General features: G+C 70.5%; 13 protein-coding genes. 11 read left to right on the forward strand and 2 right to left on the reverse strand.

Annotated features, from left to right (window positions below; all coding sequences use genetic code 11):
• The first annotated feature begins 42 nt into the window (after positions 1 to 42).
• The 4 genes from ACFYM6_RS14900 (at position 43) to ACFYM6_RS14915 (ending at position 4,036) form a co-directional block, all read left to right on the forward strand.
• On the forward strand, positions 43 to 1,308 hold the full coding sequence (locus ACFYM6_RS14900; RefSeq protein WP_387275644.1) for an ABC transporter substrate-binding protein: 1,266 nt from the start codon (positions 43 to 45) through the stop codon (positions 1,306 to 1,308).
• Positions 1,309 to 1,490: 182 nt separating this feature from the next.
• Complete coding sequence (locus tag ACFYM6_RS14905; protein WP_387276030.1) at positions 1,491 to 2,333, forward strand: carbohydrate ABC transporter permease; 843 nt, start codon at positions 1,491 to 1,493, stop codon at positions 2,331 to 2,333.
• The gene (locus tag ACFYM6_RS14910) at positions 2,330 to 3,232 is read left to right on the forward strand and encodes a carbohydrate ABC transporter permease (protein WP_387275646.1); all 903 of its coding nucleotides are present in this window, start codon (positions 2,330 to 2,332) and stop codon (positions 3,230 to 3,232) included. The genes ACFYM6_RS14905 and ACFYM6_RS14910 overlap by 4 nt, the downstream gene beginning before the upstream one ends.
• A 75-nt stretch (positions 3,233 to 3,307) precedes the next feature.
• Positions 3,308 to 4,036 (forward strand): phosphotransferase family protein, encoded by a 729-nt coding sequence (locus ACFYM6_RS14915; RefSeq protein ID WP_387275648.1) that lies wholly within the window; start codon positions 3,308 to 3,310, stop codon positions 4,034 to 4,036.
• On the opposite strand, the gene ACFYM6_RS14920 is transcribed toward ACFYM6_RS14915, so the two are convergent.
• Positions 4,033 to 4,770, reverse strand: coding sequence for a hypothetical protein (locus tag ACFYM6_RS14920; protein WP_387275650.1), 738 nt, complete (start codon positions 4,768 to 4,770; stop codon positions 4,033 to 4,035). The genes ACFYM6_RS14915 and ACFYM6_RS14920 overlap by 4 nt on opposite strands.
• Positions 4,771 to 4,938: 168 nt before the next feature.
• Between ACFYM6_RS14920 and ACFYM6_RS14925 the strand changes: the two genes are divergently transcribed.
• Together ACFYM6_RS14925 and ACFYM6_RS14930 are read left to right on the forward strand one after the other, a co-directional pair.
• Positions 4,939 to 5,511: a histidine phosphatase family protein gene (locus ACFYM6_RS14925; RefSeq protein ID WP_387275652.1), complete on the forward strand. Its 573-nt coding sequence runs from the start codon at positions 4,939 to 4,941 to the stop codon at positions 5,509 to 5,511.
• Positions 5,512 to 5,928: 417 nt separating this feature from the next.
• Positions 5,929 to 6,984: a S8 family peptidase gene (locus tag ACFYM6_RS14930; protein WP_387275654.1), complete on the forward strand. Its 1,056-nt coding sequence runs from the start codon at positions 5,929 to 5,931 to the stop codon at positions 6,982 to 6,984.
• A 62-nt stretch (positions 6,985 to 7,046) separates the two neighbouring features.
• Here ACFYM6_RS14930 and ACFYM6_RS14935 read toward each other — a convergent pair whose 3' ends face one another.
• Entirely contained in the window at positions 7,047 to 10,289 is a 3,243-nt protein-coding gene (locus ACFYM6_RS14935) for a S8 family serine peptidase (RefSeq protein WP_387275656.1), read from the reverse strand.
• A 643-nt stretch (positions 10,290 to 10,932) separates the two neighbouring features.
• Between ACFYM6_RS14935 and ACFYM6_RS14940 the strand changes: the two genes are divergently transcribed.
• From ACFYM6_RS14940 to ACFYM6_RS14960, 5 genes are read left to right on the forward strand one after another with little or no spacing between them, the layout of a single operon-like run.
• Positions 10,933 to 12,258 carry a DegT/DnrJ/EryC1/StrS family aminotransferase gene (locus ACFYM6_RS14940; RefSeq protein WP_387275658.1) on the forward strand — a complete coding sequence of 442 codons (1,326 nt, stop codon included), beginning with the start codon at positions 10,933 to 10,935 and terminating at the stop codon, positions 12,256 to 12,258.
• Positions 12,255 to 13,427, forward strand: coding sequence for an MFS transporter (locus ACFYM6_RS14945; RefSeq protein WP_387275660.1), 1,173 nt, complete (start codon positions 12,255 to 12,257; stop codon positions 13,425 to 13,427). Before ACFYM6_RS14940 ends, ACFYM6_RS14945 begins: the two co-directional genes overlap by 4 nt.
• The gene (locus ACFYM6_RS14950) at positions 13,424 to 14,398 is read left to right on the forward strand and encodes a sulfotransferase (protein WP_387275662.1); all 975 of its coding nucleotides are present in this window, start codon (positions 13,424 to 13,426) and stop codon (positions 14,396 to 14,398) included. Before ACFYM6_RS14945 ends, ACFYM6_RS14950 begins: the two co-directional genes overlap by 4 nt.
• Positions 14,399 to 14,403: 5 nt before the next feature.
• Positions 14,404 to 15,234: an SDR family NAD(P)-dependent oxidoreductase gene (locus ACFYM6_RS14955; protein WP_387275664.1), complete on the forward strand. Its 831-nt coding sequence runs from the start codon at positions 14,404 to 14,406 to the stop codon at positions 15,232 to 15,234.
• 22 nt (positions 15,235 to 15,256) lie between these two features.
• Positions 15,257 to 16,096 (forward strand): class I SAM-dependent methyltransferase, encoded by an 840-nt coding sequence (locus ACFYM6_RS14960; protein ID WP_387275666.1) that lies wholly within the window; start codon positions 15,257 to 15,259, stop codon positions 16,094 to 16,096.

Consider the following 16,096-nt stretch of genomic DNA (forward strand, 5'->3'; position numbering starts at 1 on the left):
TCCATCACAGCCCCACACCCACGAGAACCTGATGGAGGACGTATGCGCTTGCGCACTCGCACTGCCGTTGCCGCGGCCGGCATGGCGCTCGCCCTGCTGGCGAGCGGCTGCGGCGCCGACGACGGCGACGGCGGAGCCGGTAGCAAGAAGGTCGAGGTCTTCACCTGGTGGGCCGACGGCGGCGAGAAGGCCGGCCTCGACGGCCTGGTCGCCCAGTTCAAGACCGACTGCGCGCAGTACGAGTTCGTCAACGGCGCGGTCGCGGGCGGTGCGGGGTCCAACGCCAAGCAGGTCCTGGCCTCACGGCTGCAACAGAACGATCCGCCGGACACCTTCCAGGCCCATGCCGGCGCCGAGTTGACCGACTACATCAAGGCCGGTCAGATCGAGGACCTCAGCGCGGAGTACAAGGAGTGGGGTCTGGACTCGGCGTTCCCCAAGGGACTCGTCGACAGCCTGACCGTCGACGGCAAGATCTACTCGGTGCCGGCCAACATCCACCGTGCCAACGTGCTGTGGGGAAACAAGACCGTGCTGGCCCAGGCCGGCATCACCGCCCCGGCGACGACGCTGCCGGAGTTCTTCTCCCAGCTCGACACGCTCAAGGCCAAGGGGGTCGCGGCGCCGCTCGCGCTCGGCAAGGACTGGACGCAGCAGATGCTCTTCGAGGCGGTGCTGATCTCGAAGCTGGGGCCGGAGAAGTTCAGCGGCCTCTGGACCGGCCAGACCGACTGGGCCGGCGCGGACATCACCGACGCCATCAACGACTACAAGAAGCTGCTGTCCTACAGCAACAAGGACCGCGACACCTTCGACTGGACCGACGCCGAGAAGCTCGTCATGGAGGGCAAGGCCGCCTACCAGCTCATGGGCGACTGGGAGGCCGCCGACCTCGACGCCAAGGGCTTCAAGGACTACAACTACTCGGTCTTTCCGGGCAACGGCGACGCCTACCAATGGCTGGCCGACTCGTTCGTGCTGCCCAAGAACGCGAAGAACCCCGAGGGCACCAAGTGCTGGCTGAAGACGCTGGGCAGCGCTGCTGGACAGAAGGCCTTCAACACCAAGAAGGGCTCGATCCCGGCCCGGACCGACGCCAACGCCACGGACTACCCCGCCTACCAGCAGGCCGCGATCGCCGACTGGGCCAAGGGCAAGCCCGTCCCGTCCTGCCCGCACGGCTCGGCCTGCTCGCAGGGCTGGCAGGGCGCGGTGGCCTCGGCGCAGGGCAAGTTCTCCAGCGACGGTGACGTCGCGGCCCTGCAGAGTGCGCTCGTCGCCGCTGCGAAGCAGTACGCGAGCAAGTAGAACCGACGGCGGCGTTGGGACAGGTCGCTGACCTGTCCCAACGCGTCGTCCATGATGGAGGAACGGTGACCACGAGAACCGCCACGCCGACGCCGCCACGGACCCGACCGAGACCGAGCCCGGGAGCACGGCGGGCCCGGCTGCGCCGTTGGTTGCCGGGTCTGCTGCTGCTCTCCCCGTCGCTGATCGTGCTGGCGGTCTTCGTTTACGGGCTGATCGGCTGGACCGTGAAGCTGTCACTTTCCGACGAGCACGACGCCCTGGGCAACAAGGGCTTCGTCGGCTTGTCGAACTTCGTCGCCCTGTTCACCGAGGACATCAACGGCCGCTTCACCCACTCGCTGAAGAACCTGCTGATCTTCACCGTCGTGTTCATTGTCGGGGCCCTGCTGATGGGCGTGCTGTGGGCGTTCCTGCTGGAGCGGGGCGTGCGGGGCGAAGGTTTCTTCCGCGCCGTGTACCTGTTTCCGATGGCGGTGTCGTTCGTCGCGTCCGGCGTGGTGTGGCGCTGGCTGATGAACTCCGGCACGGGCGACCAGGCCGGTGGCCTCAACCGGATCCTCCACGACCTGCACCTGGGCTTCCTGGAGAACCCGTGGTGGACCGACCCCGACTGGGGCATGGCGGCCATGGCGCTGCCGGCGATCTGGCAGTTGTCGGGCTACGTGATGGCGCTGTTCCTGTCCGGGTTCCGCGGCATCCCGGCCGACCTGCGCGAGGCGGCGGCGATGGACGGCGCGAGCACCTACCAGTTGTACCGGCACGTGATCTTCCCGCAGCTGACGCCGACCGCCCTTTCCGCCATGATCATCCTCGGTCACATGTCGATGAAGATGTTCGACCTCATCATGTCGGTCTCGGGCGCCCAGTGGATCACCGAGGTCCCCGCGGTCTACGTCTGGCAGACGCTGCTCACCAGCGACTACGCCAAGGCCGCCGCGATCTCGATCATCCTGCTGCTGCTCGTCGCCGTGGTGATCGTGCCCTACCTCATCTACAACAACCGGGTGGAGCGTCGTTCATGAGCGCCAGCACCATCACGCCCGCGCCGGAGGCGTCGATCAGCAAGCCGCTGACCCGTAGGCCACGCGGCGGAATCAACCGGCGCTCACCGCTGGGCCGCGCCGCGACGTACGCGCTCCTGGTCATCTTCCTGGTCATCGTCCTGATGCCCGCCTACGTACTGCTGGTCACCAGCCTCAAGTCGGGGCGGGAGATCGGCGTCAACGGCCAGTGGAACCTGCCGACGGAGTGGACGTTCGCGTCCTGGGAGAAGGCGTGGACCGCGCTGCGGCCGTCGTTCATCCGGACCTTCGAGCTGGCGATCCCGGTGGCGCTCATCTCCTCGGCGCTCGGCGCGGCCAACGGCTTCGTGCTGTCGCGGTGGCGGTTCCCGGGTGCCGACGTGGTGTTCACGCTCATCCTGTTCGGCATGTTCATTCCCTACCAGGCGGTCATGATCCCGCTGCGCCAGATCGTGCACGAGATCGGACTCCCGCCCGGCATCCCGACGCTGGTGTTCGTCCACTGCGTGTACGGCATCCCGATCTGCACGCTGATCTTCCGCAACTACTACGCCACCACGGTGCCGGTCGAGCTCATCGAGGCGAGCCGGGTCGACGGGGCCGGGATGCTGCGCACGTTCGCCTCGGTGATCCTGCCACTGTCCGCGCCCGGCTTCGTGGTGACCATCATCTGGCAGTTCACCTCGGCCTGGAACGACTACCTGTTCGCCATCTTCATGTCGAACACCCGCAACGGACCCATCACCATCGCGCTGAACGCGCTGGCCGGCGCTCAGTCCCCGGACTACGCGGCCGCTATGGCCGGGGCGCTCATCACGTCACTGCCGACCCTGCTCGTGTACATCGTGCTGGGCCGCTGGTTCATCGGCGGGCTCATGGCAGGCTCGGTCAAGAGCTGAGCCCACCCGTCGACAAGATGATTCAGTGTCCGCGGCCGTTAGGGTCGCGAGATGGGCCCGGGCAGTGAGCATGACGTGGAGCAACCCCTGGCCGGCGGGCGCTTGACGGCTGGTGTGGTCCGGGTTGGAGACACGGTGCGCCGTCCCGCCTCGCCCGCGTCGCCCTTCGTGGCGCGGCTGCTGGCTCATCTCGCCAAGGCGGGTTTCGACGGCTGCCCTCAGCACCTGGGCTGGGACCAGCATGGTCGCGACAGGTTGTCGTTCGTGCCCGGTCATGTCCCGCCCCGATGGCAGCACTTCGTCGACGACCAGGTCAAACAGGCAGCGACGCTGCTGCGGCAGTTGCACGACGCCACGCGAGACTTGGCGTCCAGCCTCGGGGGTGAGGTGGTTTGTCATCACGACCCCGGTCCGAACAACACGGTTTTCCGCGACGGCCAGCCGGTCGCGTTCATCGACTTCGACTTCGCGGCGCCCGGCCAGCCGTTGGAGGACGTGGGATACATGGCGTGGGCGTGGTGCATCTCGTCGCGCCCCGACCGGGGGCCCGCGATAGGACAGGCCCGCCAGGTGCGGACCCTGGCAGACGCCTACGGCCTATGTCCGACCGACCGTGGCCGCCTGCCGGCCGCCATCTGCGGGCGGTTGCGCCGCAATGAGGCGTTCTGGCGAGACATCCTCGAGGACGGAGCCTCGAACCCACGCGCACGCTCTGCCGAAGTGCTCGCCTGGACCCAACGTGAACTCGCCTACTTCGAGGCCAACCAGGAGACGTTCGCCGCCGCCCTGAACTCCGTGGGTTAGGGTCGCGATCCGGCCGCTACCGTGGTCGCGGCGGCGGCCAGCAGCTTCCTGAGCCGGGTATGCGGAAAACGCTCCTCGGCCTCCGCCGGCGGTGTTAACCGGGTGCTGTAGAAGTCGGCGTCGTGGTCGTCGTCTTGCTCAGCCCACAGGTTGCCTGCCTCGTCGCGGTGCCACACCACCTGTTGGCCGCGGAAGTCGGCGCGTTCGAGCCAGTCGGCGCCACTGGGCCAGTAGCCGTGCCAGCCCCGGGGCCGCAGCGCGCCATACGCCGCGTCCACGCTGGCAACGGCGGCGTCCACGTCGTCGTCCTCGAAGACCGCGGCGAACCGGCAGAGCAAGGCCATCAGCGCCCCGGGGTGCGACAGCAGTGGATCCCGCACGGCGACTGCCCGGCAGATCACATCGAGCTCCGACCAGCGCAGCGCGTACGGGTGCCAGTGCGCCAAGTCGTCCCAGCCCAGCTCGGCAGGCTCGGCGAAACCAGGTCCGGTGATGCCCAGCTCGTAGGAGCCGAGCCGGGTGTCGACGTCGAGCAGGATCAGATGGCCGCCACCGACGTCGAAGGTGACGTTGAGCGCGGTGTCCCGCTCGTCATCTTCATCGTCATCGTCGTCGAGCAACTCCGCTAGGACGCCGAGCCGATCGGCGCCCGGGCCGTCCTCCGCCGCGAAGGTGTACCGCGCCCAGAATGCAGGATCGTGCAACGACTCGCGCAGGGGTACTGGAATGCCCATAGCACGATCATCGCCTGCCGACGCGGCACTCCGTCAGGCAGGGCCGGCTGCCGTCGACGACCGGCGCCCCCAACCGGGGCCCGCCTCCTCAGGCTGCTTGATCCCCATCCCCACCTGACGTTTGCCATGATCGTCTGGAACGTCGGCCCGACCGTAGGGACAGCAACGATGACTCGCACGCTTTTGTACCTGGTCCGTCACGGCGAGCAGGACCCAACGCTCGGCCATACGGCACACGGCGACCTCTCCGAACTGGGCCGCCATCAGGCAGATCGGCTCGGCCGACGGCTGAAGGGCATCCCGTTCTCGGCGATCCACCACAGCCAGCTTCCCCGGGCGGTCCAGACCACTGACGTGATCGCTGACTACCTGCCAGACGTCCCCCGGCACGCCTGCGACTTCGCCATGGATCGAACGCCGGTGCCCTCCGTCGAACACCGCAGCGAGTACCCCGAACGCATTCTCCCCTGGCTGGACCGGGTGCCGAGCGAGGAGCGCGACGAGGACGCTGCCGGATTGCAGGCCGCCGTCGAGCACTTCGGTACCGCCGATGCCGAGGACCGGCAGGAGCTCGTGATCACGCACAACTTCGTGATCGGCTGGTTCGTCCGGCACGTCCTCGACGCTCCGACCTGGCGGTGGATGGGCCTCAACCAGGAGAACTGCGGGCTGACCATCGTGCAGTGGGACACCGACCGACCGCCGACCCTGGTCTGCTTCAACGACACCGGGCACCTCTGATCCGATCCCGCCGGGCCAGCGCGCGCGGTTCGGCGGGTAGCTGACTGCCGGCGGTGTGCACCTCGACAAGCAGGTGCCCCGTCCGCTCGCCCTGGGCCGGAGTGGCCCAGGACATGTACCCCCGTCCTCGCGTGGGACCACCTCCGGCAACATGCAAGTCTTCCGATCCGTTAACCAAACAGCTAACTTCCTTCCATCGATTGGTTGAGTAGCTGATCAGCCGGTCGGTGCTCCAGAGGGCACCAGAAGGGGAGGAAGCAGATGACAGATTCCGCATGGGCCAGGAGGTTTCTGGCAGCCGGATTCGCTGCGGTGGTCACGACCGCAGCGATCGGCGTTGGCACTGCGGCAAACGCCGCTCCAGCGGAAGGCACGGTCAGGGCTGCGGCCGGTGCGTCGGTAGCGGGTAGCTACATCGTGGTGCTGAAAGATGGCGCGGGTGACCAGGCGGTCGCCGTCGCCGGTAAGCACGGCGCGTCCGTGACCCACCAGTACCACAGCGTGCTGAACGGCTTTTCCGGCCGCATGTCGGAGCGGCAGGCACGCAGGCTCGCCGCCGACCCGCGGGTGGCATACGTGCAGCAGGACGCGGTTTTCACCAGCACCGCGACCCAGACCAGCCCGCCGTCGTGGGGTCTGGACCGCATCGACCAGCGCAACCGGCCGTTGAGCGGCTCCTACACCTACAACACCACGGCGAGCAACGTGAAGGTGTACATCATCGACACCGGTATCCGGACCTCCCACACCGACTTCGGCGGCCGGGCGGCCTGGGGTACGAACACGACCGGGGACGGCAACAACACCGACTGCAACGGGCACGGCACGCACGTCGCCGGTACGGTCGGCGGCGCATCCTACGGCGTGGCCAAGGGCGTCAGCCTCATCGCCGTCAAGGTGCTCAACTGCTCGGGCAGTGGAAGCACCTCCGGTGTGGTGGCGGGTATCGACTGGGTGACCGCACAGAAGAACAGCAACCCGAGCCAGCCGATGGTCGCGAACATGTCCCTCGGTGGCGGTGCGGACACCACGCTGGACAACGCCGTCCGGAGGTCGATCGCGGCGGGTGTGACGTACGCGATCGCGGCCGGTAACGGCAATTTCCTCGGCCTGCCGCAGAACGCCTGCAATTCCTCCCCGGCCCGGGTCCTTGAGGCGGTGACGGTCTCGGCGACCGACAGCACCGACAAGAAGGCGTCGTGGGGGAACTACGGCACCTGCGTCGACCTGTTCGCGCCGGGTGTGGACATCACGTCGTCCTGGAACTCCGGCGACAGCGGCACCAACACGATCAGCGGCACCTCGATGGCAACGCCGCATGTGGCGGGCGCGGCGGCGCTCTACCTGGCCAACAACCCGTCGGCGTCACCGGCGACGGTGGCATCGGCAATCAACAGCAACGCCACGACCGGTGTGGTGTCGTCGCCGGGCAGCGGTACCCCCAACCGACTGCTCTACACGCTCAACTTCTGATCCAGTAGAGAGAGCGGCCCCGGCGACCGGTGATGGTCGCCGGGGCCGCTATGTACGGATGATCAGCGCAGCTCGTACGCCCGGATGACGGTCTGGTCGAAGGTGTTGCCCATCGCGTCCGAGCCCGAGGCCTTGAGCGACACGAAGCCGCCCGCCTTCGGGTGCGGCACCGACACCTGCCACGACCCGCCGTGGTTCAGCACCGGCACCTTCTTCCAGGTTTTCCCGTCGTCGTACGACACCTGCACGGCCAGCTTGACCACACGTCCCGAGCCTTCGGTCTGGGTGATCGTCGCCGGGTAGACGCCCAGGTCGCCAGCCTTGCCGACGTTGTGGTCGTCAAGCAGCGGCGCGAAGCTGACCGCGGTCAGCGGCAGCGCCTTGAGCCTGTCGGTGTGCGCTGAGCGGAACGTCCAACTGACCGACAGCTTGGTGGTCAGGCGCGTGTCGCGCTCCAGGCTGCCGTCGAAGCGGAACGTCGCCCCGCCCGGCGCCACGTCCTCGGCGAACACGCTCGGAGCCTGGTTGGACTCGGCGATCAGCGTGCCGTTGCGGTAGAGCGCCCCGTGCCCCGAGGTGATCCTCCCGAAACCGGCGCGTCCCTGGCCGTCGCCGAGTAGCGCGGGCGAGATGAACATGACGTCGCCTTCACGCAGCGCCGGCATGGCGCCGGGGAAGAACGGCGCCACGCTCGGCCCGAACACACCCTTGTTCCACTGCTCCTGATAGGTGCGCCCCGCGCGGTACGTGGCCAGCGCGCCCTGGTCGGTCAGCATTTCCGGCCAATCCTCACCCTCGGCCGGCAGCTCCACGATCAACTCGTTCTGCCATGGCGCGTCACCCGTGTAAAGCTCCGTGCGGGTGAACGGGAGCGGGGTGGGCCAGCCGGTCGCCCAGCCGCCGCTGCCGTCCGGTGGGGCGAGGAAGGACAGCTTCACGCCGTTGGTGCCCGTCGCCGCCGCCGCGTACGAGGCCTTCACTGTGGCCAAGTCCTGCGGCCGCAGGTGCTTGACCAGCCCGCCGAGCAGGTCGTTCTTGCTGTGCCAGCCGACGTTGTAGACGTACGGCGAACGGGTCGGGTCACCCTGCTCGTCCACCTCGGCCAGGGTGCCGGTGAGCTGGGAGCTCAGGCCCTTCGCCGGCTTGGGCCCGACCAGTTTGGTGAACATCGAGGTGAAGTCGCTGCCCAAGACCCCGACTTCCAGGCCGAAGTTCGCGCCTTCGACATACCTCGCGCCGTACGACGTCAGCAGGGGCACCGCCTTCGGGTCGGGCACCGTGACGTCGAAGCCCTTCGCGCCGCGGGCGTCCATCGCCACCGTGTTCGGCCCGCTGACCGAGAGTTTCGGATACACCAGCTGCGAGGTGCTGTAGCTGTCCCCGTTCTGCTCGTTGACCCAGCTGAACGCGAAGTACTCGCCGGGCGGCAGCCGCAGGTCGGCGCTCGCGCCGAAGGCCAGGTACTCCCGGCGGTCGTTCTTGCTCAGGATCACCGTGAACGCGCCTTCGGCCGGGTCGCCGTCACGCTCGGTCGCGGTGACCTTCACCGGGTGCTTGAGCTCCTCGCGTACCACGCCGAAGGGCGTCTGCGCCGAGACACCCGCCGCGGTCGCGGTGACCTGGCCGCCGAGGCCGCCGGTCACGTCGCCGCCCTGGCGGGTGTCGGCGGTGAGCGTCACCGAGGCCTGCCCGCCGGCCGGCACGGTCACCGTGTCGGCGCTGATTGAGAAGATTCCGGCCGGCGCGGCGGTGGTCAGCGCGAGCTGCAGGGTCACCGCGGAGTTGCCGCCGTTGTGGTAGGTGACGACGCTGCTGCGCACGTCGTCGTCGGCGTGCGGCCACTCCTGCAACCCGAACGTCACCGACGTCGGCGTGGTCGTGACCTGTTGGGTGATCGCTCGGGCCACGTCCACCCGGCCCGCTCCCTGCGCGAACACGCCGACGCCGCTGGCCGGCTTGGCGGAGGCCATGAGCGCCGCCTTGAGCTGGGCGGGGGTCCACTGCGGGTGCGCCTGGCTCAGCAGTGCGGCCGCGCCCGCGACGTGCGGGGTGGCCATCGAGGTGCCGTCCAGCGGCATGTAGAGCTGACCCGGTTCGCCGAGGAACCCGTCCTTGCTACGCGCTGCGACGATGTCGACGCCGGGCGCGGCGATCTCGGGCTTGACGGCCCAGCCGTCGGCGCTGGGACCCCGGCTGGAGAACTCGGCGAGTTCGTCGGACTTGGTGAAGGCCGCGACGGCCAGCGCCGCGTCGGCGGTGGCCGGGGAGCCCACGGTGTCGTCCGCGCCGTCGTTGCCCGCCGCGATGACGAACAGCGTGCCGTGCTGCGCGGTCAGGCTGTTGACGGCCTGCTCGAGCGGGTCGACCTCGGGGGTGTTCGGTCCGCCGAGGCTCATGTTGACCACGTCCGCCCCGGACTCGGCGGCCCACTGCATGCCGGCAACGATCCATGACTCCAGGCAGCCGAACTCGACGCAGACCTTGCCGTCGAGCAGGGACGCGCCGGGAGCGGCGCCCTTGTACTTCCCGCCAGAGCCGGCGCCGCTGCCCGCGATGGTGGACGCGACGTGGGTGCCGTGGCCGACGTGGTCGCGGTCGTCCTCCTCGCCCTCGGTGAAGTTCTGCCGTGCGGAGATCTTCCCGGCCAGGTCAGGGTGCGCGGTGTCGATGCCCGTGTCGAGTACGGCGACGCGGACGCCGGTGCCGTCGAAGCCGGCGGACCAGGCCGCGGGCGCGCCGATCAGCGGGACGCTCTGGTCCAGCGCGGGTTTGCGTACGGCGTCGAGCCAGATCTTGCCCCTGGTCAGGCCGGTGCGGGTCGCCTGCCAGCGGTCGGCGAGCGACGCGGTGGGCGTCTCGGCGGTGAAGCCCTGCACCGCGGGGAGTCGCCGCTGGGCGGACAGGCCGGGTGCGGTGGTGGCGCCGGAGACGATCAGCCGCAGCGACGACGGGCTTGTGGCCTGCGCCGCGAGCAGTTCGGTCAGGTCGAACAGCCGCTGGTCGAGCCGGTCTGCCCGCAGCAGCGGCACGGCGTCGGACGGGATGAGGTACCGGTGTCCCCCGATCCGGTAGCTGTGGAACGTGACGCCCTTTCGCGGCGTGGCGCTGACGCGGCCGTTGCCGAGCACGGTCACCCGGTCACCGCTGATCAGCGTCACGGTCCGGGCCTCTCCAGTGGCCGGCGCGGACTTGGCCGCTTGAGGTGCGGCCGCCTGCTTGGCGCCCGCGGTGCCGGGCGCGCCCGCCAGCAACGCAGCGACGATCCCCCCGGCCAGCAATGCTCTTGTGCTTCTGCTGGAACGCATAGGCCTCCCCGTTCATTCGAGCAGTCCGCCTGGACTGTCGCTTGTAGAGACGCTCGGCCGGCTCGATAAGTTGCTGAACCCAGGTGAGCAATTTGGAAGGTGCCTGACAGGCCGCCGAATGCTTAGGTGCGGAGGGCGCGGCATGGCTCTCCGCCGGCCCATCCACCGGTCAGTGCGACGCGCATCTCGAGCCACGACGTGCCGCTGCCGGAACCGGTGGATCCGACCGCGGGGCCAGTACCGGCTGGTCGCTGGCGCGGCGGGTGACGTCGGCCGCGTTCGGCCAGGGCCCGGGTCGAGAGCGGGCAGCGGAGCGGCACCGACGATGCGTCGGTCGCATTTTGCATCCACAGGCGACAATTCGTATTTGTCGCCGCCGCCGCCGATCGAGCATCCACATCGCAGCGGGCCAACGAGCGGCCGGCCGCGCATCTTTGTGAATGCGTGGTTGACGTATCGGGCCCGGGGGGCAATCATGTTGGTCACTGGATCTGCGACACGGTCAATGTCGGATCCGGCGGCTTCCTGGTCCTCGACGGGATTGCGTCTCCCACCGCGACCATCCGGGTCGTCCCGCCCCTGGCGCGGCGGGCAAATCCGGTCACGCGAATCGGAAAGCCGCCGCTGCCCCGAGGAGTCGCTGGTGAACGGGAACAACGAAGCTCCCGCGCCGACCCGGCCGACGCCGGCGTCACACAGCGCCGAACCAGGCAGACAGCTCGCCCTCCACGGCGGCAGCCCGGTCCGTCACACCGTCTGGCCCACGTACGACAAGGGCGCTGTCTTCGTCCACCCGGAGGATGAGGAAGCCGCTTTTCGCGCCGTCCGAAGTCATCTCTACTTCCGATACGACCATCGCCCGCAGAACGAAACCGAATGCGGCCGGTTCGAGGACGAGTTGTGTCGTTATTTCGGCACCCGGCACGCTCTCGCGGTTTCGAGCGGCACCGCTGCCCTGGCGCTGGCCATCATGGGCGCGGCGGCGCCGAACGGATCATTGGTCGCCTGCCCGGGATTCACTTTCGTCGCCACGCCCAGCGCGATTGTGCTGGCCGGCTGCCGGCCATTTCTGGTCGAGGTCGACGAGGACCTGCGGATGGATCTCGACGACCTGCGCCGGCGGTGGCGGCCGGAGATTCGGGCCATCGTGGCGGTACACATGCGCGGCTTCGCCGCAGACGTCGAGGCTCTCGCGGCCTTCGCCGTCGAGATGGGGGTGCCGCTGATCGAGGACGCCGTTCCGGCGCTCGGGGCGGAACTCAACGGCCGCAAGCTCGGCACGTTCGGTGCCGCCGGAGCGTTCAGCACCCAGTCCGACAAGGCGCTCAACTGCGGCGAGGGTGGGTTCCTGGTCACCGACGACAGCACCCTGTTCGCCCGCGCGGTCGCCCTGTCCGGGGCGTACGAGGGGCGCCTGCGGCGGCATTTCCCGGACGCCGAACCGCCGCTCACCGGCCTCGACCTGCCCCTGCTCAGCATGCGGATGGACGAGATCCGGGCCGCCCTGCTCCGCGCCGAACTGGCCAGGCTGCCCCAACGGCTGGCCCTGTTCCACCGCAACTACGCCCACGTCGCCACTGCCCTGGCCGACCTGCCCGGCATCGCGGTCCGCCGGCCGGTCGCGCCCGGCGCGTACCTTGGCGAGGCGTTCGTGTTCCGGGTGCCCGGCGGCGACGCGGGTTGGTTCGCCCGCGCGCTTCGGGCGGAGGGTGTCGACGCCCGCAACATCGGCGCCGACGACGACCTCAACGTCCGCGCCTTCTGGAACTGGCGCTTCCTGTACGGCGGCGCCGACCCGGCCGATGTCCGGGCGCTGCTGCCACGCACCGCCCGGCTGCTGGCGGAGACCGTTGACGTGCCACTGTCCTCCAACCTCACCCTGGCCGACTGCGACGACCTGATGCGGGCGGTCCGCAAGGTGGCCGCCGCCGCCCGCGACGCCGCGCCGGCCCGGCCGCTGCGCCCATGACCGCCGCAGACACGCGGGAGGGCCGGCTGCCCCGGCTGGCCCTGGTCGGCATCTTCGGGGGGCTGTTCGCCGGCTACCTCGGGCTGACCGCGGTGATCCCGGTGCTCCCGGACTTCCTGCGCGAGCGCCACCAGGCCGGTGATCTCGTCGTCGGGCTGGTCGTCACCGGCACCGCGGTGACCGCGCTGCTGGTGCGTCCGGTTGCCGGGGCGTTCGCCGACCGGTTCGGGCACCGCACCGTGATGCTGGTCGGAGCGCTCGTGCTGGCCACCGGCGGCCTGCTCTACCTGGCACCGCTCAACGTGCCGGCACTGGTGACGGTCCGGTTGCTGCTCGGTGCCGGCGAGGCCGCGCTGTTCACCGCGGGAGCGGTGTGGACCGTCTCCCTCGCTCCGCACAGCCGGCGCGGACAGCTCATCGGCCTGTACGGGGTGAGCATGTGGGGCGGCATCGCCGCCGGCACCTTCCTCGGCGCCAGCGTGCAGCCGGCCGGCTACCCGGCGGTGTGGGCGCTCAGCGCCGCCGCGCCGCTGCTCGCCGCCGGGCTGGTCGCCCTGGCGCCGGCGCCGCGGATCGCTCCGACGGGCGGGGGCGGCGGGCTGCTCGTGCGGCCGGCGCTGCTGCCCGGCGTCGCGCTCACCTTCGGCGCCGCCGGATACGCCGGCCTGGCCGCGTTCGTGGTGCTGCATCTGCAGTCCCGGGGCGTCGGGCACGGCGTGGTGGTGCTGAGCTGTTTCAGCGCCGTGTACGCCGGCACCCGTCTGGTCATCGGCCACCTGCCCGACCGGCTCGGCCCCCGGCGGGTGGCCGCGTGGTGCGGCGTCGGCGAGGCGGCCGGCCTGCTGGTCATCGCGGTTGCGCCGAACCTGCCCGTCGCCGTGGCCGGCAGCGTGGTCATGGGCGTCGGGTTCTCCCTGCTGCACCCGTCGCTGGCGCTGATGGTGCTGAACCGGACGGACCCGGCCCGGCAGGGCGCCGCGATCGGGGCGTACACGTCCTTCTGGGATCTCGGCCTGGCGGTGTGGGGTCCGTTGACCGGCCTGGTCGCCGCCGGGCTCGGTTATCCGGCGGTCTTCGCCGCCGGGGCGGCGTGTGCCGCGGTGGCGGCGGTGATGGCGGTACGGATCGGCCGCCCGGCCCCGGCGCCAACAGCGGAGGTTGTCGCATGAACGAGTCGCTGACCGTGCTCAGCGTCACCGGATGGTGCCGCAACGGCAGCACCATCATCGGCAACGTCCTGGGCGAGGTGCCCGGTTTCCTTCACGTCGGCGAACTGCACTTTCTGTGGAAGAACGCCACCGGCCGGGGGGTGAACGACCGCTGCGGCTGCGGTGGACGGCTGACCGACTGCCCGCTGTGGTCCGAGATCCTGCCGATCGGCATGCCCGCCGGCGGCTCGCTGGAGGCGCACGCCGCCGAGGTCATCCGGCGCCAGCGCACCCGGGTCCGCACCCGGCACACCTGGCGGCTGCTGCGCCGGGGCGCGTACGACGAACCGACCCGGACGCACGCGGCGCTGATGAGCAGGGTCTACCGGGCGGTCGCCGAGCGGACCGGCGCGCGCGTCATCGTGGACAGCACCAAGATCCCCGGCGAGGCGGCGCTGCTGCCGCACGTCCCCGGGATCACCACGTACTACCTGCACCTGGTGCGCGACCCCCGGGCGGTGGCGCACTCGTGGCGCGAGCCGAAAGACTACGTCTACGCCATGTCGGCCGCGCGCAGCACCGCGTACTGGCACGGGTTCAACCTGGCCTCGGCGGCGATCACCCGCCGGCACCCGCAGCGGTCGATGTTCCTGCGGTACGAGGAGTTCATCGCCGACCCGGCCGGCACCGTCGACGCGCTGCTACGGCTGGTCGGGGCCGACCCGGCCGGCAACCCGGTCCGCGGCCGCACCGTCGAGCTGCACGGCAACCACACGGTGACCGGCAACCCGGACCGGTTCCGCACCGGCCCCACCACCGTGCGGGACGCCGACGACGCGTGGCGGCGGACGCTGACCCGCGGCCAACGGCTGGCGGTGACTGCGCTGGCCTGGCCGCTGTTCACCCGGTACGGCTACCAGGCCGGCGGGACGGGCCGGAGGCCCCGGCACGCCGGCGGGGTGTCATCGGCGGCCGACGCGACGGAGAGGTGACCGACATGGATCTCGGGCTGAAGGGACGGCTGGCCCTCGTCGCCGGTGGCACCAGCGGCATCGGGCTGGCGTGCGCCAGGGAGTTCGCCGCCGAGGGTGCCCACGTGGCCGTCTGCGGCCGCGACCCGGACCGGCTCGCCGCCGCCGAACAGGACCTGGCCGCGATCGCCACCGGGCGGGTCAGCGCCAGCCGGGTGGACCTGACCGACGCCGACGCCGCCGCGCGCTGGGTCGACCAGGTCGCCGCGGACCTCGGCGGTCTGCACGTGCTGCTGGTCAGCGGCGGCAGCCCGCCGATCGGCACCGCCACCACGTTCGAGACGGCGGACTACCGCGACGCCGTGGACCGGGTACTCCTGCCCGCGGTCCGGGTCTCGCTGGCCGCGCTGCCACACATGCGGGCCGCCGGCTGGGGTCGGCTGCTGCTCGTCGCCTCGGAGACCGCCTGCGTGCCGATCGGTCCGCTGACGCTGTCCGGGGTGACCCGGGCGGCGCTGGTGCGGTTCGCCCAGGGCCTCGCCGTCGACGTCGGCCGCAGCGGGGTCACCGTCAACGTGCTCGCCCCCGGCGGGGTGCGCACGCCGCCGATGGAACGCGCGGCGGCGCGGCTGGCCGGTGAGGGCGGCGACGTCGAGGCCCGGCTGCGTGCGATGGGGCACCACAGCGCGCTGGGCCGGCTGGCCCACCCCGAGGAGGTGGCGGCGCTGGCCGCCTTCCTGGCCAGCGAACGGGCGTCCTACGTGACCGCCGGGGTGCACCTGATCGACGGCGGCGCCGCCGCCACCGGTCCCGAGCTGCCCCACCTGACCGGGGTCCGCAGGGACACCTACGCCTGACCCGCCGCAGCAAGGAGTGCCCATGTCCACGACCAGCCGGTTCACCGAGCGGGACGTCTCCGAGTTCTTCGACCAGACCACGCAGACGTACCTCAGCTTCTGGGACAGCGAGGGCGTGCTGCACACCGGCTACTTCGCCGACGACGCCGACTCCGACTACGCGGCGGCCGCCGACCGGACCTCCGACATCCTCGCCGCCGACGCCGGCATCGACGCCGCGGCGAACGTGCTCGACGTCGGCTGCGGCTGCGGGAACTTCCTGCTGCGCCTCGCCGAGCGGACCGGATGCCGCGGTGCGGGCCTGGACCTGAGCATCGAGCGGGTCCGCTTCGCCCAGGGCAAGCTCGCCGAGCGGGGCGACGGGCTGCCCGTCGCGTTCCGGCACGGCTCGGCCACCGCCCTGCCGTACGCCGACGGGGCCTTCACCCACGTGGTCAGCCAGGACGCGCTGTTCCTGGTGCCGGACAAGCCGCGCAGCCACGCCGAGATGTTCCGGGTGCTCGCTCCGGGCGGGGTGCTCGCCATCGCCGACTTCCTGCAGCCGAAGTCGGAGATCGGCGAGGCGGCCCGGCGGCACGTCTACGACCGGGTGCGCTGGAACAGCGGCTACTCGCTGGACGGCTACCGGGAGGCGCTGCAGCGGGCCGGCTTCGTCGACGTGATCGCGCGCAGCCTCGACACCCACATCCGACAGACGTACCAGGTGCTGGGCCGGACCGCACGGGAGCGGGCCGCCGCGACCGACGACGAGGCGGCGCGGACCTGGATCCGCAACTTCGCGGAATCCTGCGACGAGATCCAGGCCGCGATCGACCGGGACGAGTTCGGCTGGGGCATGTTCGTCGCCCGCAAGCCGGCCTGA

It is taken from the genome of Micromonospora sp. NPDC006431 (genome assembly GCF_042870725.1).
Taxonomy (GTDB): Bacteria; Actinomycetota; Actinomycetes; order Mycobacteriales; family Micromonosporaceae; genus Micromonospora.

Coding starts and splice junctions, on each gene's coding strand:
- ACFYM6_RS14955 (WP_387275664.1), top strand. CDS start 14,404: ATGGATCTCGGGCTGAAGGGACGGCTGGCCCTCGTCGCCGGTGGCACC.
- ACFYM6_RS14945 (WP_387275660.1), top strand. CDS start 12,255: ATGACCGCCGCAGACACGCGGGAGGGCCGGCTGCCCCGGCTGGCCCTG.
- ACFYM6_RS14920 (WP_387275650.1), bottom strand. CDS start 4,770: ATGGGCATTCCAGTACCCCTGCGCGAGTCGTTGCACGATCCTGCATTC.
- ACFYM6_RS14925 (WP_387275652.1), top strand. CDS start 4,939: ATGACTCGCACGCTTTTGTACCTGGTCCGTCACGGCGAGCAGGACCCA.
- ACFYM6_RS14910 (WP_387275646.1), top strand. CDS start 2,330: ATGAGCGCCAGCACCATCACGCCCGCGCCGGAGGCGTCGATCAGCAAG.
- ACFYM6_RS14935 (WP_387275656.1), bottom strand. CDS start 10,289: ATGCGTTCCAGCAGAAGCACAAGAGCATTGCTGGCCGGGGGGATCGTC.
- ACFYM6_RS14950 (WP_387275662.1), top strand. CDS start 13,424: ATGAACGAGTCGCTGACCGTGCTCAGCGTCACCGGATGGTGCCGCAAC.
- ACFYM6_RS14900 (WP_387275644.1), top strand. CDS start 43: ATGCGCTTGCGCACTCGCACTGCCGTTGCCGCGGCCGGCATGGCGCTC.
- ACFYM6_RS14960 (WP_387275666.1), top strand. CDS start 15,257: ATGTCCACGACCAGCCGGTTCACCGAGCGGGACGTCTCCGAGTTCTTC.